The sequence below is a fragment of the Galbibacter mesophilus genome, from assembly GCF_023721415.1.
GTDB lineage: Bacteria > Bacteroidota > Bacteroidia > Flavobacteriales > Flavobacteriaceae > Galbibacter > Galbibacter mesophilus.
In genome coordinates, this window is sequence record NZ_JAMQVC010000001.1 from 464892 (window position 1) to 487958 (window position 23067).

A 23067-nucleotide genomic window follows, 5' to 3' on the forward strand; every position below is an offset into this window, starting at 1 on the left:
AGAATCGTTGGGGAAACAAGTTGATGTGATGTCTCCCTGCGGTCGACATGACGCGAGAGTCGCTTCGAATGCAGTGAGAAGTCGCACACAACTAGTGGAGCAAGTTGTGTGATGTCTCCTTGGAGTCGACATGACTTGCTTTTCGACTACAGGACAAATTAGGCATAAAAAAACCACCCCGATTATAAAAGTCGGGGTGGTTAGTGTAGTATTGAATATAGTTTTAGTCTTTTGAAACTTTATAGGTTTCATTATTACTTTTTATGATATAATTTCCTTTTGGCAAGGACTGGATTGCCTGCTCTTCTTCTTCTTTATTTTTTACTTCTTTCGATAAAACTTGATTTCCAGAGAAATCGAATGATTGGAGTTGGTAGGGCTCTATTGGCGATTTAGAGGCTACATCCGCTGTTGAATATTTCAATTTAAGAACTCCAAGCACTCCATCACCTATTTGGTCTGAGTTAATTATTCTAAACAACAAATAATAAGTTTTACCATTAGTAACATATCTGTTATCATAACAGATTTGATTAAACACATTCACCCCAAAAGTAAAATCAACATAACTTTCGTTATTAGGTTCTACAGACCCAATAATAGCGTAATCCAATTCACAATCATAGTCACTATTATAATATTGAGAATCATTTGACCAGTGCATTACCATATCACCATTTAAAAACCTACCAGCACCTACATTTTTAAATCGAAAACGGACTCTGTATTCGTTATTTCTTAAAACCCAAGGAGTACTATTATTATTTGGATCACCGTCACCATTATCGTAAACTATCTCTTCAGTTGTTTTGTTGTATAGTTGATATGTCGTTTTTTGCAATGATGGATATTCTGGACACCCATAATTAGAAGAAGGTCCTGCTTCATAAGGGCATTGATCTAAATTATTAGGAACTCCATCTCCGTCCGAATCAGGGCAAGACACCAAAATTGGTCCTAACACATCTTCTTCATTTGCAGTATTAACATCATAAATATTGGAATAAATAATTTGTTCCAAATAATAATACCTGAGTTCATCTCCCTCGTACAAAAGCTGATATATTTCTCCAACTATCAATGGACTCGTGGAATAAATTGACCAATAAGACGAAATATTACTGGAGAAGCCTTGACTTTGGCAATAATTATTTATTTCTGTTTGTTCTAATGAAGTTCCTAACGACTTAAATCTATAGTTTCGCCAGGATTGAGCATTCAAAGAAATAAAATAAAGTGGAAGCATAAATAAAAAAACAAAAGTAATTTTTTTCATGATTTAAAGATTAAGGTTAATACTTTAAATTTAGAAAATAAACCATCTATTAAATTAATTTCTACGTTACGGTTAAGTTACGAAATTGTATAAAAAAACCACCCCGACGTTTATAGTCGGGGTGGTTGTATATTTTGAGTATGTTTCTACTCTAAAAAAGAATCTACTATTCGAAACGAGTCCAACCGTTAGCCCAAGAAGGAACATCTGCTCCAGCTCCGGCACCAGTAGCAGTACCTACAGTAAAGAATGATTCAGTGCCTTCGTAGTTAGATTGTGTTGCTACATTATCAAAAGCTACGTTAGTGAATGTGATATCACCAGCAGCAACAAATGCATTAGCAGCAGGGTCATCTGTAGCATTCTTTATATTGATACCAGTTTCAAAACCAGAAATAAAGAAGTTGTCTACTGTCCATTTTCCGCCACCTTCTTTAATAAAGATACCACCTTCTGAACCAGGACCTACTACAGTGATGTTTTTCAATGTAGCTGTAGTCGTAGGTGTAGCAGCACCATCATCTCCATTATTAGAACCTTCAATTCCAGCTTTTGCTCCTCCAGAAATATACCAGTTCTCACCAGTACCACTCCATCCGTCAGCAAAGTCAATTGAGTCATCTCCACTGTTAGTAGAAACTAAATACTTACCATTTACTGCGCCACCAAAGAATTCGATTCCATCGTCTCCTCCTTCGAAAGATTGAACATACTCTATAGTAGTACCAGAACCTACTCCAAACAAGGAAAGACCATTGAACTCTTTTTCTCCGTTAAACGTTGCTCCAGTGTACTCAATTCTTAAATATTTTACAACTCCAGAGTTATCGTCATTCTTTGTTCCTCCATAAGTTAAGTCAGAAACTTCGGCAGTGGCGGTCTGTCCACCAGAACCACCTTTGTTTGTATTTGCTCTACCGCAAATTACAAGTCCTCCCCAATCACCAGCGGCTGGAGATGTTTTAGCAGAAGTCATAACAACAGGGTCTGATGCTGTACCGTTAACATATATCTTACCATCTTGTGCTACTGCAATGTAAGAACTAGTACCTCCAGAGGCAACAATTCTAGTTCCCTGCGGAATTGTTAAGGTAGCTCCTGCATTTACCACAAGGGCACCTGTCAAGTTATACGTTAAAGTTGGGTCTAAAGTAACGTTATCACCATCGTTTAAATCACCTCTAAAATCGTTAGGATCAATAACCACATCTCCTCCTCCATTATCTGAATTATCATCATCAGAAGAACAAGAGCTTAATACTAAGGCTGCAACAGCCATCATTGATAAAAAAAGTTTTCTCATTTTTGTCTATGTTTATTAATTTGATTTTAATTTTTATTTCCCTGCAAAGGAAATATTTACGTCGGATTTTGAGTTTAACTCATTATTAAGTAAACATTAAATAAACCCTTGCAAAAGTTTATCCACTGTTACTCCATTGTTATTAAAAATTGTACGTTAAAGAGAGATCGAAATTCAAGCCTTTTTTATAAGATTCTACTACTACATTCTGAGTATCCTGAATCCTTTCTATGGTTGGATCTAGTAAATTTCTCGCTTTCAAGCTAATTCCAATATTCTTATTAAGCTGTGTATTCAAGTTAAAATCTAACGTGCCTACAGCCTGATCCACTAAATTCCCTCTATTGTTGGTTCCTATTGCGTACAATCTATCTGAAAAGTAGTTGTATGCTACTGTAGCTTGAACATTTCTATCTTCTGAAAATTCTTTTAGGAAAGAAATATCTGCATTAATCAATAAATCTGAAGCCCCCGTAAGCCTTCCTTCATCATTTGTGAAACCAACGCTAAGATCTGTCTCTTCCACTACTTTCTCCCTATCAAAATCTTGATTGGTGTACATGTATGAAGCATTGAATCCAAAGGATAAATTGTTTTTCAATAATTCATCTTTAGAAAAATTGAATATATTTTTCCTTACCTCTAATTCTCCCCCAATACCTATTGCTTTTTCACCAGTATTTACATAAGAAATATCGTTGGTAGCAGATGCAACAGTAACTTCGTTAATTGGATTTTGAATATACTTTCCAAAACCTGTTACGGATATTAATTCTTCTCCTGTAGGAAACAACTCCCATTTTAGGTCAACATTATAATCGGTTGAAGGATATAAATCTGGATTACCGAAATACACTTGCGTAACTTCTTCGTACTGAAAAGGAGCTCTTTCTTTGAACTGAGGAAGCGTGTATGTTTTACTGGCCGCAAAGCGTAGGTTCTGTTTCTCGGTTAAAGAATATTTTAATGATGTTGTTGGCATAATTTCAAAACGGTCGAAATCATTCTCATCCCCATTCGGATCTAATGAAGTTTCCCACTCTATATTTTGATAAATATACTCTCCTCTAACTCCAAACATCCCTGTGAATTTAGGAGAAAACTTATACTCCAATGCACCAAAACCAGCCTGAATTAGTTGTACACCATCATACGTTTGTGGGTCTAGCACATTTGGCGTACCTTCTCCCCCTCTAAAAGTCACGATTTCAAAATAACCGGCATCAAGACTCGCTTGATTGAAATAATCATCTAAACGATCAGGAAAAACCTGAGGTTGTGTAATATTTCTGTTAATTCTAAAGTTGAATTGTGTTGCCTCAAAAGAAACCGTTTTATAGCGGCCACTGTATCCAAAGGTTGCCTTTCCCTTATAGCCGTCTTCGTCTTTAGAAAAATTGTAAGAAACCTCAGCATTGGCCGAAAACTCATCTTCATTTAAGTTTTGATAATATCTATGGTTGTCTGATGTTGCTAAATCTGAAACCTGTAGTCCTGCATCAAAGTTATCATTGTCGATAGGCACCAAAGTGTTTTGCATCCTATCAGGGATAACGTTGTTCATCTTATTATAAGATAAGCCCCAATTAATTTCAAATTTTTCAGAAAGTTTATGGTCGCCTAATAATTGATTAACCAAAAGAGAGGTTCTGTCGAAGGTAGATCTTCTCACAAATCCTCCTCCTTCAGGAGCATTATCAAAAATATCGATAACCCCCGAATACTCTTCATGCTCCTGACTTGTAGAATTTATATAGAGCGAATTAAAGTTAAGCGTGTTCTTCTGATTTATCCTATAGAAAACATTTCCTAATAAAGTGGTATTTGTTACATAATCATAAGAGTCGAAAGTAAAATCTTTTCTTGGTATACCCTGCGTACTAACAGCACCTCTTGCAATACCTTCCCTAAATTTATAACCGTTATCAAAAGAAGCGGATCCAAAGAAACTTAATCTTCCTTCATTCCCTAGATCAAAAGATTCCCCACCGGTCAAACCAAAGGAATTGTTAATAGGAAAACTAGTTTGTCGATCCCAACTTGTAGTAAAATTATAAGCAGATAATGGATCTGAGGGATAGCTTGGGTTGTAAAACCCAATTTTGTTTGGTCCGTCTTGTAAGTAAAATTTATCTTGAGCCAATGCATTTGTATTTCCGCCCATACCTACTTTAAAACTGAGAAAACCGTTTCCTTTATAATTCCTTGAAGAAATATCGATGTTCGCTCCCGCAAAATCACCATAATTTCTATACTCAAAAGTTTTGGATATCCCTATGTACTCGACAATATCGGTGGAAAATATATCCAATGTAATGTTTTTTCTAGAAGGGTTATTAGAAGGTAAAGGCAACCCATTCATTGTAGTCGAATTATATCGATCACCCAACCCACGCACATAGATTCCACCCGAACCTTCTTGCTTTGACACTCCTGTAGTTTTTGTTACAGCTGTTGCAACATCACTCACTCCTTTTCTAGAAAGTTCCTGAGCGCCAATTGAGGTTTTTATTTCGACTGCTTTCTTCTGATCTAACAATAAAGCAGTTTCAGAGTCTCTCCTTGCAGTTGTAGTAACTACTACTTCATCTAAACTTACGCTTCCTGCGCCAAGACCTGTATTTAATTCGGTAACTTTACCAGCTTCTACTTTTACATTTGGTACTTTCAACGTTTCATACCCCACAAAACTAATCACCAATGTGTATGTACCAGGATCTACACTTGCAAGTTCGTACAAACCATCCATATCGGTAGTTGTACCCTTTGTAGATCCCTCTATCTGCACATTTGCAAAAGGTAGGGGGTCGTTATTCATTTCTTTATCGGTAATGGTTCCAACTATAGAACCTTTTGTTTCCTGCGCCATTGTTAGGGCGCTTACGAACAGTGCTAATACTGTAAATAAATGTTTCATTTTTTAATTTTAATTCCGATGCAAATAAACGAGCGTTATCGAAAAGAGAAGTTACCCACATGTTAAACATAAATGAGTGCTATGTTACGTTTGTGTTACCATATTAAATGAATGTTAAGTGCTTTTATTTTTTAATATTATCTTTACTTTTGACGACGGAAAGCATAACATTACCATTTTTAACAAGCTTACAATGTTGCTGTTACAGCTTTCCATCAACTTAAAAATATCTTTTCCGCCAAATACGGGTTTCTAATCAACTTACCCGAATGGTGGTCTAAACTTTGAAATACTTATGAAATGAGCATAAACAAATTAATTTTTTTGCTTACGCACCGAAATAATTAAATTTTTGTGCGAAAGCGCAGCGGTTGATCTAAGCAATAAATTTTTATTTATTTCATTTTCATTACAATAAAAATTTTTAAATAGATGAAAAAAAGGGAAATCAAAATTCTTTTAGTAGACGACGAACCGGATATCCTAGAAATTGTAGGGTACAATCTATCTTCTGAAGGATATAACGTTATTACCGCCAAAAACGGAGTCGAAGCTATCGCCAAAGCCAAAAAAGAAAAACCACACCTTATTATACTGGATGTAATGATGCCGGAAATGGATGGTATTGAAACGTGCGAGCAGATTAGAAAGTCTAACGAGCTTGATAATGTTATCATTACTTTTTTAACGGCCCGTGGTGAGGATTACTCCCAAGTTGCCGGTTTTGATGCCGGGGCAGACGACTACATCACCAAACCTATTAAACCCAAAGTTTTAGTAAGTAAAGTAAAAGCTTTGTTACGAAGACTGAAAGAAGAGGAAGAGGTGGTTGAGAGCATTGTAAAAGTGGGCAACATAACCATTAACCGCGATGAATACAAAATAATTCAAGCTGGAGAAGAAATTATATTACCGCGTAAAGAGTTTGAATTACTTTCTTTGTTAGCCAGCAGACCAGGAAAAGTATTTAAAAGGGATGAAATTCTTGATAAAGTATGGGGTAACGAAGTAATCGTTGGCGGAAGAACCATCGACGTGCACATTCGTAAGCTTCGTGAAAAGATTGGAGACAACCACTTTAAGACCGTAAAAGGTGTGGGTTATAAATTTGTTTTGTAAAATTATTTCAAAACAATCATTTTGAATAAGGCAATCTGTAAAAATTGGATATTCCTGTTTTTAGAAAGATTGTCTTTACGTGTTAAAACCTTTCAAAATGTTCTCAACGAACAACCAAAAGGAAGCCAGCTGGGCCATGAAATTAGCTTTGTTGCCACTTTTTAATCGGCTTATTTATTGTAACTTTAGCGCATTAAAAGCTCCCTATTGAAAACACAATTAAAAAAGTCATACCGTTTTGCACTGCGATCGTCGGCTTTAATTACACTTGTCGCTGGCATCGTTTTAAGTATTTTTATATACTTCAATTTAAACACTCCCGCATTTATTTTACTTTTTGTTGGTGTTATTTTTCTTTTCTCCTTTTTTATTGTTCAATATCGGGTGGAACGGTTTATTTATAGACGTGTTAAAAAAATATATGACGATGTATCCCTATTGGAATCTACAACCTTCCAAGACCAGCCCATAACGACCGATATGCGTACCCTTACCGAGGAAATTGAAAAGTTTGCGGCCAATAAAAAACTGGAAATTGAAACCTTAAAAATAAGGGAGGGCTACCGAAAAGAGTTTCTTGGAAATGTTTCCCACGAACTTAAAACACCGCTTTTTACGGTTCAGGGGTACATTCTTACGCTTTTGGACGGTGCCATGGACGATAAAGCCATCAGAAAGAAATACTTGACGCGCGCCAACAAAGGGGTGGAGAGACTTATTTATATTGTAAAGGATTTGGATATGATTACCAAATTGGAGGCGGGAGACCTTCATTTAGATCACGAAGATTTTGATATTGTAGAGCTTGTACAAGGGGTTTTCGACCTTATGGAAATGAAAGCCAATAAAAAGAAAATCTCGCTTACTTTTGACCAAATCTATCAACCTTTATTGGTTCACGCGGATAAAGACCGTATTCAGCAAGTTGTCACCAATCTCGTGGTAAACTCTATTAAATATGGTAAAGAAGGTGGCACAACGGAAATTAGTATTGAAAACTTGGTTAAAAACAAAGTAATTGTTAGGGTAACCGATAATGGCGAAGGTATTGAAAAACAAAATATTCCGCGACTATTTGAGCGTTTCTACCGCGTAGATAAAAGCGGTAGCCGTAAAGAAGGTGGCTCTGGACTGGGGCTTTCCATTGTAAAACATATTATTGAAGCGCACAAAGAAAAAATCTACGTAGAAAGTGTGTTTGGTGTTGGTTCGGAGTTTTCCTTTACCTTAGAAAAGGTGAAAAAGACTCCTGAGATCGAAGGTTGATTCTATACCTCCCAATCCTTTGTAATCTTTAATTTTATCCAACATTTCTATTTTAAAATCTTCCTGCTTGCAAAATGGCACCAACCCTTCCTCTTGAAGTCGTTCTGCTAAATATTCCTGTTCGTATTGACCAGGTGTCGGAATAAAAAAGGCCTTTTTCTTCAGCTTGGCTAAATCCAAAACCGTGGTATAACCAGAACGCGAAAGTACGACTTCACTTTTGTTAAAAGCGGTTTCAAGCTCTACAGAGTTCATGTAATTATAAACGGTAATATTGTTTTGTTGGGTAATTTTTTGCTCATCTTCTATCACTCCTTTTACAAACAGTACCTCTCCATCAAATTTTGCAGCTTCCTTTAGCAGATGTACGGCCAGCATACTTCGCTGCGGTTCGGGGCCAGAAATAATAATCATTAATTTATATTTCCTCGGAAGATCTTTCTGTTCTAACCTACTTAAAACACCGATATATTTTACATTTTCTGAAGCCTCTTTTATATGCCCAAGCTTACCGCTTAAATTTGGTGTTTCCTTTACATCGGGCACCCAACACTCGGTAAACTTTTTAATTATTTTTTGATGTATTTTAGAACTAAACCAAGTAGTATTACCCGTGAGCACATTTAATTGATGCGTAATAAAAACCGACGGTACTTTTTTAGAATACACCCCTAATCGGTTGTCGGATATAATACCATCTATATGCAAACTTTTTACAAGTTCTTTGGTGTGCTTTTTCTCTTTTTTCACCGCTTTTAGGATTTTCGGGGAATCCCAAAGCATTTTCAGTTTAAAATACTTGGCCTTCTCAGCATATTTAATTTTATATGATGGTAGCTCTGCCGTTTCTAATTGAGGAAATTCCTTCTGAAGCAATCGTAACGCTTCTCCATCAGAAGCGATTACAGGTATGAAATTTCCCTTTATTAATGCTTTAATTATCGGGATACAGCGCGTTGCATGCCCAAGTCCCCAATTTAACGGAGCTACCAAAATTCTTTTCTGCTGAATCATAACTACAAAGGAACTTACTTTTTCCCTGTGAAAGATTTCCTTAATTTTGCCTTTTAATTAAATAATTGTTGTGGGAAGCAAAAACAAACTCAAAAGATTCAAGGAAAACGAAACTTTTCCGAATGTAATTCAGCCTTCACGTGAAGAATTGGTAGATGAAGGTTTTGATTTAAAAGGAAAATGGAAATCCGCTTTCTTTAAAAATAATAATCCCATTGTGTTGGAATTGGGCTGCGGTAAAGGGGAATACACTGTTAACCTCGCACAGTTAGACCCGAACAAGAATTATATTGGAATTGACATAAAAGGCGCACGATTTTGGCGTGGTGCCAAAACTGCGGTAGAAGAAAATTTGACAAACGTCGCCTTTGTACGCTCTCAAATTGAACTTATTGAATATATATTTGATGAAAATGAGGTTGATGAGATTTGGATTACCTTTCCCGATCCTCAAATAAAATATAAGCGCACCAAGCACCGGCTTACCAACGAATCTTTTCTAACCCGTTACAATAAAATTCTTAATGAGAATGGCATGGTTCACCTAAAAACAGATAGTGAATTTATGCACGGCTATACCTTAGGACTATTACATGGTTTAGGATTTGAAGTGCTCTATGCCAACCACAACGTTTACCGAAATGAAGGTAGCCCGAGAGAAGTGACCTCCATACAAACGTTTTACGAAAAACAGTATCTTGAGGTTAACAAACCTATTACGTATATTAAGTTTAAACCTAACTAATGTCGCATTTATTCATTCTCTTTTTTGCTACGTTTTCGGCAGCGTTAATGGCAGTGGTTTTCCCTGGCTTAATTAACATTACGGCCGCTAAAACCAGTGCCAAAAAAGGAAAAACGCGAGGTATGATTTTTGCCGCGGGCGCTGCGACTACAGTTGTTTTTCAAGCATATTTGGGCGTTTTAATCTCAAAATACCTCTATAAACACCCAAATGTAATAGATATTTTACTGAAAATAGCTTTGGCTGTTTTTGCCTTTTTCGCCATTTATTTCTTTGTCCTTGCCAAAAAGAAAAAAGATCCGAAGAAATTAAAATCGGTAAAAATTAAGAAGAGTAGAAAAAGTACTTTTTTTACCGGTATGCTTATTTCGGCACTTAACGTTTTGCCAATAGCTTATTTTTGTGGTTTAAATGCTGCATGGAATGTCTCCGGATGGATTAAATTTGAATTGTGGGACATTCTCGTCTTTGTAATTGCAGCCGGTTTAGGAACGTTCGCCATGCTGTACATGTACGTTTTCTACTTTGATAAACTTCAGGAAAAAACAGATACCTTTGCCCGCAACTCCGATTATATCCTAAGTGGACTCATGGCAGTTTTACTTATTATTACCTTTCTTCGATTATTTTATTCTTAAATTATGAAAGAGGAAAGTTTCTTTGATCGCGTTTATGAAGTTGCTCGCCAAATCCCTTACGGAAGGGTTACTTCTTATGGAGCTATTGCCAAATATTTGGGTGCGGCAAGAAGTGCCAGAATGGTAGGCTATGCGATGAACGGAAGCAAATTAAATGAAGATGTCCCTGCGCATCGTGTTGTAAACAGAAAAGGAATTCTTACAGGAAAACATCATTTTCAGGGGACTAATCTCATGCAACAACTGTTGGAAAGTGAGGGAATAACAGTAAAAGACAATCAAATTCAAAACTTAGAAAAACATTTTTGGGATCCCGCTAAAGAGCTTTGATAGGACCTATCCGTAAATTCATTCAATACTCCTACTTTATTTTCACTACCAACTTAAGATTCACTACAAAACCCACCCTTGACTTCTTGCATGCTTTATGGCTTCCTCACTGTGATTTATCAATAGAATGGGAGCAGTTTGATTAGCCTCTATCAACGCTTTAATTTTCGCCATCTTTTTTCTGTTTTTTACCGTTCTCATATAAATGGCTTTTATCTGCGAAGGATATTTCTTGGCAATCGCGATATAAATATCTGCATCCAAATCCACCATATCACCAACTAAAATGAATTGAAGTTGTGGGTAGGTTTCTAAAATATGACTGATCTTAATATATTTATTGCCTTCCAGAAAAGATTCCTTTCTCTTATTCTCAATCCCTAAATCCCTTAAAAGTAATGCCCCTTTCGGAAAGTGAAATCGTTCAAGGAAAGAAATAAGGTAATCATACAAATTCCAAGGACTATTTGAAAGGTAAAAAAAAGGGTTACTGCTATAACCTCGGCTGCCATGATGAAGTAAAGTATATAATTCTCTTGCGCCCTCTATCGGCAATCGTTCTTCTACAGTTTTTATAAACGTATTTATAACTACTCTCCATTTCAAAAAGGATTCCAATCCAGTTTGCAGTATTGTTTCATCGATATCGCTTATAATGCCGTATTCAGCTTGGTTAGAAGGTTTCATAATTTCAGAAGTAATGCGGTATTGCACCTTACCTCCATCCATTAATTCATACGTAACCGGTATCCACAAGGTTTTGGGATGATCTAACTTCAAAGAATGTTTGGCATCCAGATATACATAGCCTTCCCGATCTGATACTAAAACGGTCTCCCCTCCTTCCCATTTTACTTTGACCAGCATATTCGGATGCTCATCTGACTCAAAACGTTTAAATGAACGCAACATCCTTTTACCCAAGGTATTTTCTGGAATTTCGGCGATTCCTTCATCTTCCAAAACACGTGCCTGACCATGTAATTCGTTATCATTTGCATATCCCCCATACGGCATTACAATAATGGGATCTACGTTATCAATTAAATGAGAAATATAGGTAAACATATAAGCAATAGCGTTAAAAATATTCTTATTAAAGTTGAAATAAATTTGTAGTTTCAATACCCGAAATTTACTAATTTATATATATGAAAAATATTATTAGAGCTATAATCGCCGGTTGGGGTGCTAAAAAAATTGGCGGTGGAAAGTTTGGATGCATCGGGGTTATCTTGATTTTCATTCTTTTGTATTGGCTACTCGGTATCTTTTTTTAATGAATTCTACATAATCAAACAACTAACTGAATGTTTAAAAAGATTCTACTTATTTTATTAGGACTAATTTTGGCAAGCCTTATTGTGGTCTATTTATCACTTTGGGAAACGAAAGAGACGTTCAGCACATGCAAAATTAGCGGATTAAGCTCCTTGGATTCCATAGATTTTCATGAACATAACAACATAGAAGTCGCCGCGAGCACACTTTACAAAGGAAGCGATTTTAAAAAATTTATGCAGGGCACACAATACCGCGAGGCTTGGGCGACTCCTGTAAAAGTTCCTATTCTCTTTTTAGACACCCTTAAAGGAGGCTCTAAGATTATTGAAGAAGGAGGGGGCAAGCAAACGCACTCTTTGAAAATTGAAACCGAAGACAAGGTGATAATGACGTTAAGGAGCGTTAATAAAGACCCTAAAGCGTTAATCCCCGAAATAGCCGACCAATTGGGTCTGGAAAATGTAATTATTGACGGTATATCTGCGCAACATCCCTATGCGAGCCTCGTAGTCGCAAAATTATCTGAAAACGTCGGGGTTTTGCACACCCATCCACAGCTATATTTTGTACCTAAGCAAGAATCCTTAGGTAAATTCAATGAGAAGTATGGCAATCGCTTATTTATGCTGGAATACGAAACCAAAGGCAAAATAAATTGGAGTGATTACAAAAACGTTAAAGAAATAATTGATACTGATGGACTTCAAAGATTAAAACTGAAGCACAAAGAAAATTTAAAGATTGATGAGCCCTTATTGGTAAGATCTCGGTTATTCGATATTCTTATTGGTGATTGGGACAGACATGCAAAACAATGGGGTTGGATAATTGAGCAAAAAGAAAATGGTTATATAGCACATCCCTTACCAAGTGACAGAGATAATGCTTTCTTTAAACTGGAGGGCGTAATCCCTTCTCTCATTGCCAATGAAGCTACCTTGCCTGAAGTACAAACTTATTCTGATAGCATTACCAATATTAAAGGACTTATTATGCCTTTTGATCGTTATTTTCTAAAAGACATCGATAGTAAGGTGTTTGCAGAACAGTCTAAATACTTACAGACACATCTTTCAGATAAAAACATTGAAGCGTCCTTCAAGGTATGGCCGGATTCAATTTATAAATTGGATGCCCCAGCCTTGATGGAACATCTCAAAAAACGTTTGGAAGACTTACATATCTATTCCAAATTGTTTAAGGAAGAGCTGGATAAATTACCACAATTAAACGAACCTTTAAAAGGATCAGATGACAAAAGCCTTCAAGGATCTATAATGAAGTGCTTTGAATGTTAACAATAAAAATGGCTCCAATAAATATACTAGAGCCACTTCCTGCAAATGAGAACTATATAGAATAGTTGGAATAGTTATAATTTAACTCCTACGCCAATTCCGGCGATAAACGGATTAATATCTACGTCAGCATTAACAACTGCTCCCAGTCTAGAACTGGCGTCTACTTCTACGTCGGTATTAAGAAATAAATATTTCGCATCCAAGTTGATAAACCAGCGATCATTTAAATCGAAATCCATTCCGAATTGAATTACAGGTGAAAATTCGTTCTCATAATTTACCTTGTCTGCAATTTGTCCGTAACCCTCACCGTAAAAAATGGTGTAATTCAACCCAGTCCCAATATAAGGTCTAATACTTTCTTCAACATTCCAATGATACTGAAAGGATAAGGTTGGTGGCAACAACCAAACATCCCCCAAATCAATATCACCAACAGCAGTGTTTGTAACACCTACATCGTGATTAGTAGTTGCTAATACCAGCTCGGCAGCAAAGTTTTTTGTAAAGAAGTAAGTAAAATCAAGTTCCGGCATGAATGAAAGTCCTAAGTCGGTAGTTCCTCCAATACCTTCGATGGAAGCTTTATCATCTGGAGTTACCAGAATTCCACGTACCCTTATTTGCCACTTATGAAAATCATTTCCGGATTTTGTGGAAATAGAAGTCATAGAAATCCCTTCCTGTGCATTTCCATTAAATACCGCTAGGAATGCAATAAATAGTGTTACGATTATTTTTTTCATGTTCATTACTTTTAAATTTCGGCGAAAGTAATCGTAAACAATTTGCACAATACTGATGAACATCATTTTAAATAGAAAAAAATCTATTTTTTTGAGTATAAAAAAAGCCACTCAATTTCTTGAATGGCCTGTTTGGTAGTCGTGGGCGATACTGGATTCGAACCAGTGACCCCCTGCTTGTAAGGCAGGTGCTCTGAACCAACTGAGCTAATCGCCCTTGCGGTATAAACAAATGAAGTTTTTAATAAAAAAGACTTCCATCAAGGAAGCCTAAAATTGGTGGGCGATACTGGATTCGAACCAGTGACCCCCTGCTTGTAAGGCAGGTGCTCTGAACCAACTGAGCTAATCGCCCTTCATTTGCTTGATTGCGGTTGCAAATATAGAACAGTTTTTCATTTCAGCAAAGAAAAAAATCAAAAAAATCACACCACCTCTGCGACTACAAAAGTACTTCCACCTACGTAGATAAAATCACTTTCCTCTGCCCTTTCCTTAGCTTCCTCCAATGCTTCTGATACTGAGTTAAATGCCTCTCCTTTCAATAAATACTGTAGCGCTTTTTCCTTTAAGATCTCGGCGTCCAAACCTCTTGAAATATCGGGCTTACAAAAATAATAATGAGCATTTTTGGGAAGCATTGGTAATATATCTTCCAATTTTTTGTCTTTTACGAAACCTAAAACCATGTGCAATTGCTCGAAATCCTGCTTTGCAATCTGATTTACGACTATAGAAAGTCCTTCTTTGTTATGGGCGGTATCACAAATAATTTTGGGCCGCTCACCAATGGTTTGCCATCGACCCATTAATCCGGTATTTCGAACTGTTTTTTGGAGTCCGTTCACGATATTTTCTTCGGAAATGGAAAAACCTTGTAATTCTTTTAAAGTTGCTACAACTGCTTTTACGTTTTTCAACTGATAATCGCCAAGCAAATCAGTTTTGTATGGTATTTCTATTTCGGATACCCACGTAAGTTTAGCCTTTTGCTGATTTGCGATTTCGGTAAAAACCTCAAAGGTTTCAGGGTGGTATTCACTAACTACAACAGGAATCTTCGGCTTGATTATCCCTGCTTTTTCCGATGCTATTTTGGGTAAAGTATCTCCCAAAAATTCCGTGTGATCAAAACCAATATTGGTAATCAAAGAAACTTCCGGAGTAATAATATTTGTAGAATCAAACCGACCGCCTAAGCCAACTTCTATTATGGCAATATCCACTTGCTCTTTAGAAAAATAATGAAATGCCATTCCTACGGTCATTTCAAAAAAGGAAAGTTCATGCTCTTCTAAAAAAGCTTTGTTTTCGGCAATAAAATTAACTACAAAAGTTTCTGAAATCTCTTTTCCATTAATTTTTATACGCTCTCTGAAATCTTTCAAATGAGGAGAGGTATACAATCCAACTTTATAGCCTGCCTCTTGCAATACTGACGCCAACATGTGGCTAGAAGATCCTTTGCCGTTGGTTCCCGCTACGTGAATGGATTTAAATTTGTTTTCAGGATTCCCAAGATGGGATGCAAAAGTTATGGTATTGGTTAGTTTTGGCTTAAAAGCTGTTTGCCCTTGTTTTTGATACATGGGCAACCTTCCAAACATCCAATCTAGTGTTTGTTGATATGTTAACCTATTACTCACCGAGTTTAAAGTTAACCACAATAAAACCTATTTGTCGTGAAGGTGCATTTGTATCTTGGTTCCATTTATAGGAGCGTGCTGTTTTATTTGCAGCATCTAAAAGACATTGCGCCGCATTGGTGGTTCCTCTCACACCCGGACTAGTACTAATAACTTTTCCAGAGCGATCTACTTCTATTTTTACAACCACAGTCCCAGATTCATTGCAATCCTGCACAAATTTGTTCCCAGAGACAAGTTTTCGACCATTTAGTCCGTAACCAACGCCTCCAGAGCCACTTCCACCGCCACCATAATAACTAGAGGCATAAGGATCGCCGTCAGGCTGACCTTTGTCTCCAGCACGATTATCGTCGCCCTCGCTTCCTGTAGCAGTACCATCGGAACTATTGAGACCGCCTATTAAATTATCCAAATTCTTTTTCTTGGCTTCTTGTTCTTTTCTAACGCGTTCTTCTTCCGCTTTGCGCTCTCTTTCTTTGCGCTCGGCTTCAGCTTGCGCTTTACGTTTGGCTTCTTCTTCAGCTCTTTTCTTAGCCTCTGCTTCTTTCTTTTTCTGAATGACTACAGATTCCTCATTATTCTGTGTAACCACTTCTTCCGCCTTGGTTTGCGCAGTTTCTTGCGGAGCTGTAGGCTTTGGAGTTTCTTCAACAGGTGTTTCTTTAACTTCAGGCTGCTTTACAGGTTCACTTTTAATCTTTTCTTTAGGCTGTACATTCCCACTTCCGAAGTTGGTGGTCCCAAAATTAACAGAAATGCCATTTTCCGGTGGTGGATCCAAATATGTAAGCCCGATGTAAAACATTAAAAATAGCAGCAACGACAACAACACGGTAGTTACCGTAAATGATTTCTTCTTATGTCTTGTATCTAAAAATGACATATTTATTTAGGTCTAACTGCTAAGATCACTTTATAATTGTTCTGATTGGCAATATCCATGATGTTCACGGCATTATCGATAGGAACACTTTTTTCGGCACGCAAGATTATAGTAGGTTTCTCTACGTTTTTAAGTCTTCTTTTCAGCTCTGTTTCCACAAACTCTGGTTTCACCTTAACGTTATCTACATAAATGGCAAGGTCTTTATTTATGCTTACCGAAACGTTTTGCGTATTGGTTGACTTCCCTTTTGCTTTTGGCAACAACAAATCCAATGCGTTAGGTGTGTTGGAGGTAAGCATAAAGAATACAAGTAGCAGAAAAACAATATCGGTCATAGAACTCATACTGAATTCCGGGGACACTTTGTTTCTTCCTTTTAATTTCATCAATTATAATATTTAGCTTATTAAAGGAAGGGGCCGTCTAGAAAGTGTCATCAAACTGAGCCGGACGAAGAATCTAACTTTCGTCGATATGCCTTCGACAGGCTCAGGCTGACATTTAATTTATTCTTGTTGCCCCTTTTATGATAATTTCATATTCCTTCCTCTCTTACATGGGTTCGTCCAGTAAGTCTAAGAATTCAACAGCATTGGCCTCCATATTGTGCACCACTTTGTCCGTGCGAACTACCAAGTGATTATAACCAATATAGGCAATAATACCCACTACCAAACCGGCAACGGTTGTTGTCATTGCAGTATAGATACCACTTGCCAACTGACCCATTTCTGCTTGTCCGCCGCTGGTTGCCATCTGGTGAAAGGCAATAATCATACCTATTACTGTACCCAGGAAACCAATCATAGGAGCAGCACCGGCCACTGTAGCCAGAATACTCACATTTTTTTCAAGCTTATAAACTTCTAATGTTCCTGCGTTCTCAATAGCTTTATTAATATCTTCCAAAGGTTTTCCTATTCTAGAAATCCCTTTTTCAGTTAGCCTAGCTACTGGAGAATCAGTTTGCGCACATAAAATTTTAGCAGCTTCTAATTTACCATTAGAGACATGGTCCCTAATTTGGAGCATAAAATTCTTATCTATTTTAGAGGCAGCTTTAATAGCAAAAGTTCTTTCAAAATAAATGTAAAGGGCTACAAAAAGCAATACAAAAAGAATGCTTATAATAATTATACTCCCTACACCCCCATTTAAAATTAAATCTACTACCGAAAGTGTTTTTTCTTCGGAAAGGGCCTCTTCAGCTACCTCTTGGGTCGCTTCTTGAAATGATATCATATAATGTTGTTTAGCGTATTAGGTTATGGTTAATAACGACGTATTAAATTAAAAATTATTAATTAAGTATAAAATTTCTAATTAACATAAACACACCAGCTCCAGAAAGGAAACCAATCAAAGCCAACCAACCGATTTTCTTTAAATACCAGAAAAAGTCGATTTTCTCCATTCCCATAGCAACAACACCAGCAGCAGAACCAATAATTAACATACTACCTCCTGTACCAGCAGAATATGCGATGAAATGCCAAACAGGATCATCTATACCAACGGAGAACATCCCAATACTAGCTGCCACTAAAGGCACATTATCAATCACGGCAGATCCAGCACCTAGAATAAGCACCACTAAATCTGATACTTTTTCACCCATAGATTCTGTTCCTAAGAACGGCATATTTTCATCCATAGCTTCAGCAAAATGGAATAACATTCCTAATGATTCCAACGCAGCTACTGCCATTAAAATACCTAAGAAGAATAAGATACTAGGCATCTCAATTCTAGAAAGCGAATGATGCACAGGACTGTGGTGACCTTCATAATCTCCTTCACTTTGATTCACTCCAGATATTGCAAACTTTTTGTTACTGTAGATTTCAGCAAAAGTAGCTACTACAGCCAAAGAGAGCATCATTCCTACATACGGAGGCAAGTGAGTAAGTGTTTTAAAGAAAGGTACGAATACAATCATTCCTAAACCTAAATAAAGCATAATACCTCCATATTTTGATTTTGGCTCTCCATCTCCGAAATCTCCTTCAATCTCTCCTTGAAAAACACTTAATCGAGAAGCGATAAAAGTTGGAACTACCATACAGAAAATAGAAGGAACCAATACGTGCTCTACAAGTTGAAGTGTTGAAACCTTATTACCAATCCAAAGCATAGTTGTGGTTACATCTCCAATAGGAGACCACGCACCACCTGCATTGGCCGCAATAATAATAAGACCGGCAAACCATAAACGCAAGTTTCTATCGTGAATTACTTTTTGAAGAATTGTAATTAAAACGATAGTGGCGGTTAAATTATCGATGATAGCGGAAAGTACAAAAGCAAGAATACTGAAAATCCAAAGTAACTTTCTTTTACTCTTAGTATTAATGTATCCTTTAATCGTTGCAAAACCATCGAAATAGTCGATTATTTCAACAATTGTCATTGCTCCCATAAGGAAAATCAATATCTCAGCGGTTTTTCCGAGGTGATGCAATAAAATATATTCAAGGCTTGAGGACTCTAGTTCTTTTAATTCTGCATTAACCTCGAACACATCCATATGTGTTAATGCAATGATGGCCCAGAGAAACGCCATCATACCCAAAGCTGGGATTAGTTTATCTATTTTTAAATTGTGTTCTAAAGTTATGGCTAGGTAACCAATAACGAATACGAGAATAATAATTGTCTCCATAAGATCGTGTTAGTAAAAAATTTTCGTCTAAATTAATTGTTTTAAAGCGATTTCAAAAGCAGTCCTGCTAATATTTATTTTTTCATTATTTTGATTATAGGTGTTTTGTAAAGCTTTTCTTATAGTATTTGAAGTATCCTCAAAGATTGCCTCATCGGTCATTTCGGTTCGGCGTTCCATAAAGTAAGCAAAAACTCTTGCCATACCGCAATTGGAAATAAAATCAGGGATAAGACTGATACGTTGATCGGTATATTCCATAATTGGACCGAAAAATATTTCCTTATCGGCGAAAGGAACGTTTGCCCCGCAGGAAACTACTTCTAATCCGGCGTCAATAAGCTTGGTAATTTGCTCTTTTGTTATAAGTCGGGAAGCGGCACAAGGCAAGAAAATTTCCGCGGACAAATCCCAAATTCTCTTATTCATCTCTTCAAAAGAAATCATATTGGGAACATCCAGTGTATTTCCTTTTTTTGCCAAGAAGAAAGATTGAATTTCCGCAAAGGAAAAACCTTCCTCATTAATTATACCTCCGTTAATATCTGTAATTCCTACAATGAGCGCGCCCATTTGCGATAAATAATAAGCAGCAGCAGCCCCTACATTTCCAAAACCTTGAACGATAGCTTTCTTGCCACGGATAGTTCCGCCATAAATTTCGTAATAATGCTTCACGGATTCCGCCACCCCGTAACCGGTAATCATATCTGCAACCGTGTATTTTTTCTTTACATCAGGGGAAAAATCGTTGTTCTCGAGCACTTTTATAACGCCTTGTCGCAGCTGTCCGATTCGGTTTATCTTATCCGCTTCGGAAGGTTTAAAATACCCATTAAAAACTCCTTCTTGCGGATGCCAAACACCGCAATCTTCTGTAATCGGTATCACTTCATTTATTTCATCTACATTCAGGTCACCACCCGTTCCGTAGTAGCTTTTCAACAAAGGCGAAACAGCTTTGTACCAACGTTCCAAAACTCCCTTTTTCCTTGGATCTCTTGGATTGAAATTAATACCCGATTTTGCTCCTCCAATGGCAGGACCCGACACGGTAAATTTCACCTCCATTGTTTTGGCTAGCGACAATACTTCATTGGCATCCAACCCAACGCGCATTCTAGTTCCACCGCCAGCGGCACCACCCCTCAAGGAATTAATTACTGTCCACCCTTCCGCTTCCGTTTCTGGGTCTTTCCAATTAAAAATAATTTCCGGGGATTTATTTTCGTACTGTTTTAATAATTCTTTCACACGTTTAATTTTTACTCATTGAGGAAAATTCGCAACATCATATCATTTCCATTAAGGAAAAGCCACTTGAGAATTCCCCGAGTTTGTTCACAAAAATTAATTGATTTTTAAGGTCTGCACAAATATATAAAACTAAGCAAGCCTACGATTTCTTTTGCATTTTTTTAAGATTTAGGATGGTAAACCTGTCCGCTGCTATGGTCTTTAGTCGCCCCAGTAATGCTACTCAAACAATTTACCTCTTCCCGAATGCGCAACACGCCCAACAAACCAAAAATAATTGCCTCCTTAAACTCTACAATATTTTTATTTGGAATTACGATAATCGCTTTACTGAGAGCTTTTATTCTTTTAATAAGAAACGAGTTATAAGCTCCCCCACCCGTTACCAGCACATTGGAAGGCACACTTACAACATTGGCAATTTGAATTGACGCGTGCTCAACATACGTTCTAAGTATATCTACTACCTGCAAGGAATTATAGGAGTCAATCAAAGGAAAGACATCGCTTTCAACCCATTCTATACCTAGCGATTTCGGAAATGCTTTTTTGTAATACGCTAAGTCATTCAGCTCAGAAAGTAAACCTTCATGCAACGTTCCCGTTGCAGCCAACTCACCTTTATTATCGTAAGGCAAATCCAGTTTAGCTACATAATGGTTCAAAACCGTATTAACGGCACATATATCAAACGCCTTCCGCACTCCGTTTTCTTCAAAAGAAATATTAGCAAAACCGCCCAGATTTAAGCAATAATCGTACTCGCCGAACAATAACTTATCGCCAATAGGCACCAAAGGCGCTCCTTGTCCGCCAAGTTTCACATCTGCCACTCTAAAATCGCACACTACTTTTTCTTCCGTAGCATCAGCCAACATTGGCAAGTTTCCTATCTGGTAAGCCTCCCCTTTTTCAGGCTTATGAAAAACCGTATGCCCATGGGAAGCGACAAAATCTACTTCAGATATTTTATTTTTCGATTTAAATCCCTGAATAATTTCTGAAAGTAACTTCGTATAATTTTTATCCAATTCAGCCAATTCGACTTCATTTAAGTAAATAGCGCCTTTGAGAACCTTACGCCATTCATCATTATAATCAATTGTCTCTGCGTGTTTTACCAGAAAATTCCACTTCTCACTTTTCGTAAACTGAACATAGACCAAATCTATTCCATCTAACGAAGTACCCGACATTACCCCTATAACGTTGTAGTTCTGTGTTTCCATAAGCTAAAAATAAATAAGAATGATTGAAAATGTTACATTTTAAAATTATATTTGAGGGATTTTATAAAAATATAACAAATTAGATGGATTTTAAACTTTCTGAAGAACAGTTATTGATAAAAGAAGCCGCACGTGACTTCGCCAAGACCGAATTATTACCTGGAGTTATTGAACGGGACGAAAAACAAGAGTTTCCCACGGAACAGGTAAAGAAAATGGGAGAATTAGGATTTCTTGGAATGATGACCTCTGCGGAATATGGCGGCAGTGGAATGGATACCGTTTCCTACGTAATGGTCATGGAAGAACTTTCAAAAGTAGATGCATCGGCATCTGTAATAGTAAGTGTAAACAACTCTTTGGTTTGCTGGGGCTTAGAAACTTACGGAACTGAAGAACAAAAACAAAAATATTTAAAACGTCTAGCTTCTGGAGAAATCATTGGTGCATTTTGCCTCTCAGAACCGGAAGCAGGAAGCGATGCTACTTCCCAAAAAACAACAGCTATTGACAAAGGCGATCATTACATTGTTAATGGTACAAAAAACTGGATCACTAACGGTAATTCCGCAGATGTATACTTAGTTATTGCTCAAACCGATCCTGAAAAAAAACACAAAGGAATAAACGCCTTGATTCTTGAAAAAGGTATGCCTGGATTTGAAATAGGTCCGAAAGAGCAAAAATTGGGTATTCGTGGAAGCGATACACATTCTTTAATTTTTAATGACGTAAAAGTGCCCAAAGAAAACCGCATAGGTGAAGATGGGTTTGGATTTAAATTTGCCATGAAAACCCTTGCTGGTGGAAGAATTGGAATTGCTGCACAGGCATTGGGAATTGCATCGGGCGCTTACGAATTGGCGAAAGAGTATTCTAAAGTCAGAAAGGCTTTTGGCACAGAAATATGCAACCACCAAGCAATCGCATTTAAACTTGCCGATATGCACACCCAAATTGAAGCTGCAAGACATATGGTTTTAAAAGCCGCCTGGGATAAAGACAATGGAAACGATTACGACCTATCTGGAGCAATGGCAAAATTATACGCCTCTCAAGTAGCCATGGACACCACCATTGAGGCTGTTCAAATACACGGTGGAAATGGATATGTAAAAGAATACCATGTGGAAAGATTGATGCGTGATGCTAAAATCACCCAAATTTATGAGGGGACTTCTGAAATTCAGAAAATAGTAATTTCTAGAAGCGTCTTGAAAGACTAAGCCACCTTAAAAAATAGATTTTAGCAAGGAAGAAATACAAATATTCATCAACACCCCTAAAAATTTAGGGGTGTTCTTAATTAAAAGTGCATTTTTTACAACTCACCCCCTCTCTGCCTCAAAAATTGAATAAACTTCAATATAAGTATTGTTTCATACCCCATTAATTATGGGGATTAATAATTTTTTAGCTTAGAATTAACGATTTGATAATTTGAC

Annotated in this window: 20 protein-coding genes and 2 tRNA genes; 7 read left to right on the forward strand and 15 right to left on the reverse strand. The window is 37.0% G+C overall.

All coding sequences use genetic code 11. The annotated features are described in order from the left end of the window. Nucleotides 1-223 precede the first annotated feature (223 nt). The 3 genes from NDQ75_RS15985 to NDQ75_RS02125 all read right to left on the reverse strand — a co-directional run bounded on the left by NDQ75_RS15985 (nucleotide 224) and on the right by NDQ75_RS02125 (nucleotide 5496). The gene (locus NDQ75_RS15985; protein ID WP_394799657.1) at nucleotides 224-1246 is read right to left on the reverse strand and encodes a thrombospondin type 3 repeat-containing protein; all 1023 of its coding nucleotides are present in this window, start codon (nucleotides 1244-1246) and stop codon (nucleotides 224-226) included. A gap of 196 nt (nucleotides 1247-1442) precedes the next feature. Further along, the gene (locus NDQ75_RS02120; RefSeq protein WP_202029108.1) at nucleotides 1443-2579 is read right to left on the reverse strand and encodes a hypothetical protein; all 1137 of its coding nucleotides are present in this window, start codon (nucleotides 2577-2579) and stop codon (nucleotides 1443-1445) included. Nucleotides 2580-2721: 142 nt separating this feature from the next. After that, nucleotides 2722-5496: a TonB-dependent receptor gene (locus tag NDQ75_RS02125; RefSeq protein WP_202029109.1), complete on the reverse strand. Its 2775-nt coding sequence runs from the start codon at nucleotides 5494-5496 to the stop codon at nucleotides 2722-2724. A gap of 432 nt (nucleotides 5497-5928) precedes the next feature. On the opposite strand from NDQ75_RS02125, the gene NDQ75_RS02130 reads away from it, so the two are divergent. Together NDQ75_RS02130 and NDQ75_RS02135 are read left to right on the forward strand one after the other, a co-directional pair. Further along, nucleotides 5929-6615 carry a response regulator transcription factor gene (locus NDQ75_RS02130; protein WP_202029110.1) on the forward strand — a complete coding sequence of 229 codons (687 nt, stop codon included), beginning with the start codon at nucleotides 5929-5931 and terminating at the stop codon, nucleotides 6613-6615. Nucleotides 6616-6942: 327 nt separating this feature from the next. Then, nucleotides 6943-7881 (forward strand): sensor histidine kinase, encoded by a 939-nt coding sequence (locus NDQ75_RS02135; protein WP_394368765.1) that lies wholly within the window; start codon nucleotides 6943-6945, stop codon nucleotides 7879-7881. Here NDQ75_RS02135 and NDQ75_RS02140 read toward each other — a convergent pair. Continuing rightward, the gene (locus NDQ75_RS02140; protein ID WP_202029112.1) at nucleotides 7843-8895 is read right to left on the reverse strand and encodes a glycosyltransferase; all 1053 of its coding nucleotides are present in this window, start codon (nucleotides 8893-8895) and stop codon (nucleotides 7843-7845) included. The genes NDQ75_RS02135 and NDQ75_RS02140 overlap by 39 nt on opposite strands. Before the next feature lie 70 nt (nucleotides 8896-8965). On the opposite strand from NDQ75_RS02140, the gene trmB reads away from it, so the two are divergent. From trmB to NDQ75_RS02155, 3 genes are read left to right on the forward strand one after another with little or no spacing between them, the layout of a single operon-like run. After that, nucleotides 8966-9640 (forward strand): tRNA (guanosine(46)-N7)-methyltransferase TrmB, encoded by a 675-nt coding sequence (gene trmB, locus NDQ75_RS02145; protein ID WP_202029113.1) that lies wholly within the window; start codon nucleotides 8966-8968, stop codon nucleotides 9638-9640. After that, complete coding sequence (locus NDQ75_RS02150; protein ID WP_202029114.1) at nucleotides 9640-10278, forward strand: LysE family transporter; 639 nt, start codon at nucleotides 9640-9642, stop codon at nucleotides 10276-10278. Before trmB ends, NDQ75_RS02150 begins: the two co-directional genes overlap by 1 nt. Nucleotides 10279-10281: 3 nt before the next feature. Then, nucleotides 10282-10608, forward strand: coding sequence for an MGMT family protein (locus NDQ75_RS02155; protein WP_202029115.1), 327 nt, complete (start codon nucleotides 10282-10284; stop codon nucleotides 10606-10608). A 63-nt stretch (nucleotides 10609-10671) separates the two neighbouring features. Here NDQ75_RS02155 and NDQ75_RS02160 read toward each other — a convergent pair whose 3' ends face one another. Beyond that, on the reverse strand, nucleotides 10672-11733 hold the full coding sequence (locus tag NDQ75_RS02160) for an App1 family protein (protein WP_202029116.1): 1062 nt from the start codon (nucleotides 11731-11733) through the stop codon (nucleotides 10672-10674). A gap of 185 nt (nucleotides 11734-11918) precedes the next feature. Between NDQ75_RS02160 and NDQ75_RS02165 the strand changes: the two genes are divergently transcribed. Further along, a complete protein-coding gene (locus NDQ75_RS02165) occupies nucleotides 11919-13190 on the forward strand; it encodes a hypothetical protein (protein WP_202029117.1) in 1272 nt (423 codons plus the stop codon). A gap of 74 nt (nucleotides 13191-13264) precedes the next feature. Here NDQ75_RS02165 and NDQ75_RS02170 read toward each other — a convergent pair whose 3' ends face one another. The 10 genes from NDQ75_RS02170 to NDQ75_RS02215 all read right to left on the reverse strand — a co-directional run bounded on the left by NDQ75_RS02170 (nucleotide 13265) and on the right by NDQ75_RS02215 (nucleotide 21622). Next, nucleotides 13265-13939, reverse strand: coding sequence for an OmpW/AlkL family protein (locus NDQ75_RS02170; protein WP_202029118.1), 675 nt, complete (start codon nucleotides 13937-13939; stop codon nucleotides 13265-13267). 142 nt (nucleotides 13940-14081) lie between these two features. Beyond that, nucleotides 14082-14156 (reverse strand) — tRNA-Val (locus tag NDQ75_RS02175). 60 nt (nucleotides 14157-14216) lie between these two features. After that, nucleotides 14217-14294 (reverse strand) — tRNA-Val (locus NDQ75_RS02180). A gap of 70 nt (nucleotides 14295-14364) precedes the next feature. After that, a complete protein-coding gene (locus NDQ75_RS02185; protein WP_202028667.1) occupies nucleotides 14365-15546 on the reverse strand; it encodes a bifunctional folylpolyglutamate synthase/dihydrofolate synthase in 1182 nt (393 codons plus the stop codon). Between the two features lie 31 nt (nucleotides 15547-15577). After that, the gene (locus tag NDQ75_RS02190; protein ID WP_202027740.1) at nucleotides 15578-16471 is read right to left on the reverse strand and encodes an energy transducer TonB; all 894 of its coding nucleotides are present in this window, start codon (nucleotides 16469-16471) and stop codon (nucleotides 15578-15580) included. Between the two features lie 2 nt (nucleotides 16472-16473). Next, a complete protein-coding gene (locus tag NDQ75_RS02195) occupies nucleotides 16474-16860 on the reverse strand; it encodes an ExbD/TolR family protein (protein WP_202027741.1) in 387 nt (128 codons plus the stop codon). Nucleotides 16861-17026: 166 nt separating this feature from the next. Continuing rightward, nucleotides 17027-17716, reverse strand: a complete 690-nt coding sequence (locus tag NDQ75_RS02200) for a MotA/TolQ/ExbB proton channel family protein (protein ID WP_202027742.1) — start codon at nucleotides 17714-17716, stop codon at nucleotides 17027-17029. Nucleotides 17717-17774: 58 nt separating this feature from the next. Next, nucleotides 17775-19136 carry a sodium:proton antiporter NhaD gene (nhaD, locus tag NDQ75_RS02205; RefSeq protein WP_202027743.1) on the reverse strand — a complete coding sequence of 454 codons (1362 nt, stop codon included), beginning with the start codon at nucleotides 19134-19136 and terminating at the stop codon, nucleotides 17775-17777. Nucleotides 19137-19163: 27 nt separating this feature from the next. Continuing rightward, complete coding sequence (locus NDQ75_RS02210) at nucleotides 19164-20390, reverse strand: Glu/Leu/Phe/Val dehydrogenase dimerization domain-containing protein (RefSeq protein ID WP_202027744.1); 1227 nt, start codon at nucleotides 20388-20390, stop codon at nucleotides 19164-19166. Nucleotides 20391-20554: 164 nt separating this feature from the next. Then, nucleotides 20555-21622: an anhydro-N-acetylmuramic acid kinase gene (locus NDQ75_RS02215; protein ID WP_202027745.1), complete on the reverse strand. Its 1068-nt coding sequence runs from the start codon at nucleotides 21620-21622 to the stop codon at nucleotides 20555-20557. Nucleotides 21623-21705: 83 nt separating this feature from the next. Between NDQ75_RS02215 and NDQ75_RS02220 the strand changes: the two genes are divergently transcribed. Next, the gene (locus NDQ75_RS02220) at nucleotides 21706-22848 is read left to right on the forward strand and encodes an acyl-CoA dehydrogenase (protein ID WP_202027746.1); all 1143 of its coding nucleotides are present in this window, start codon (nucleotides 21706-21708) and stop codon (nucleotides 22846-22848) included. Nucleotides 22849-23067 lie beyond the last annotated feature (219 nt).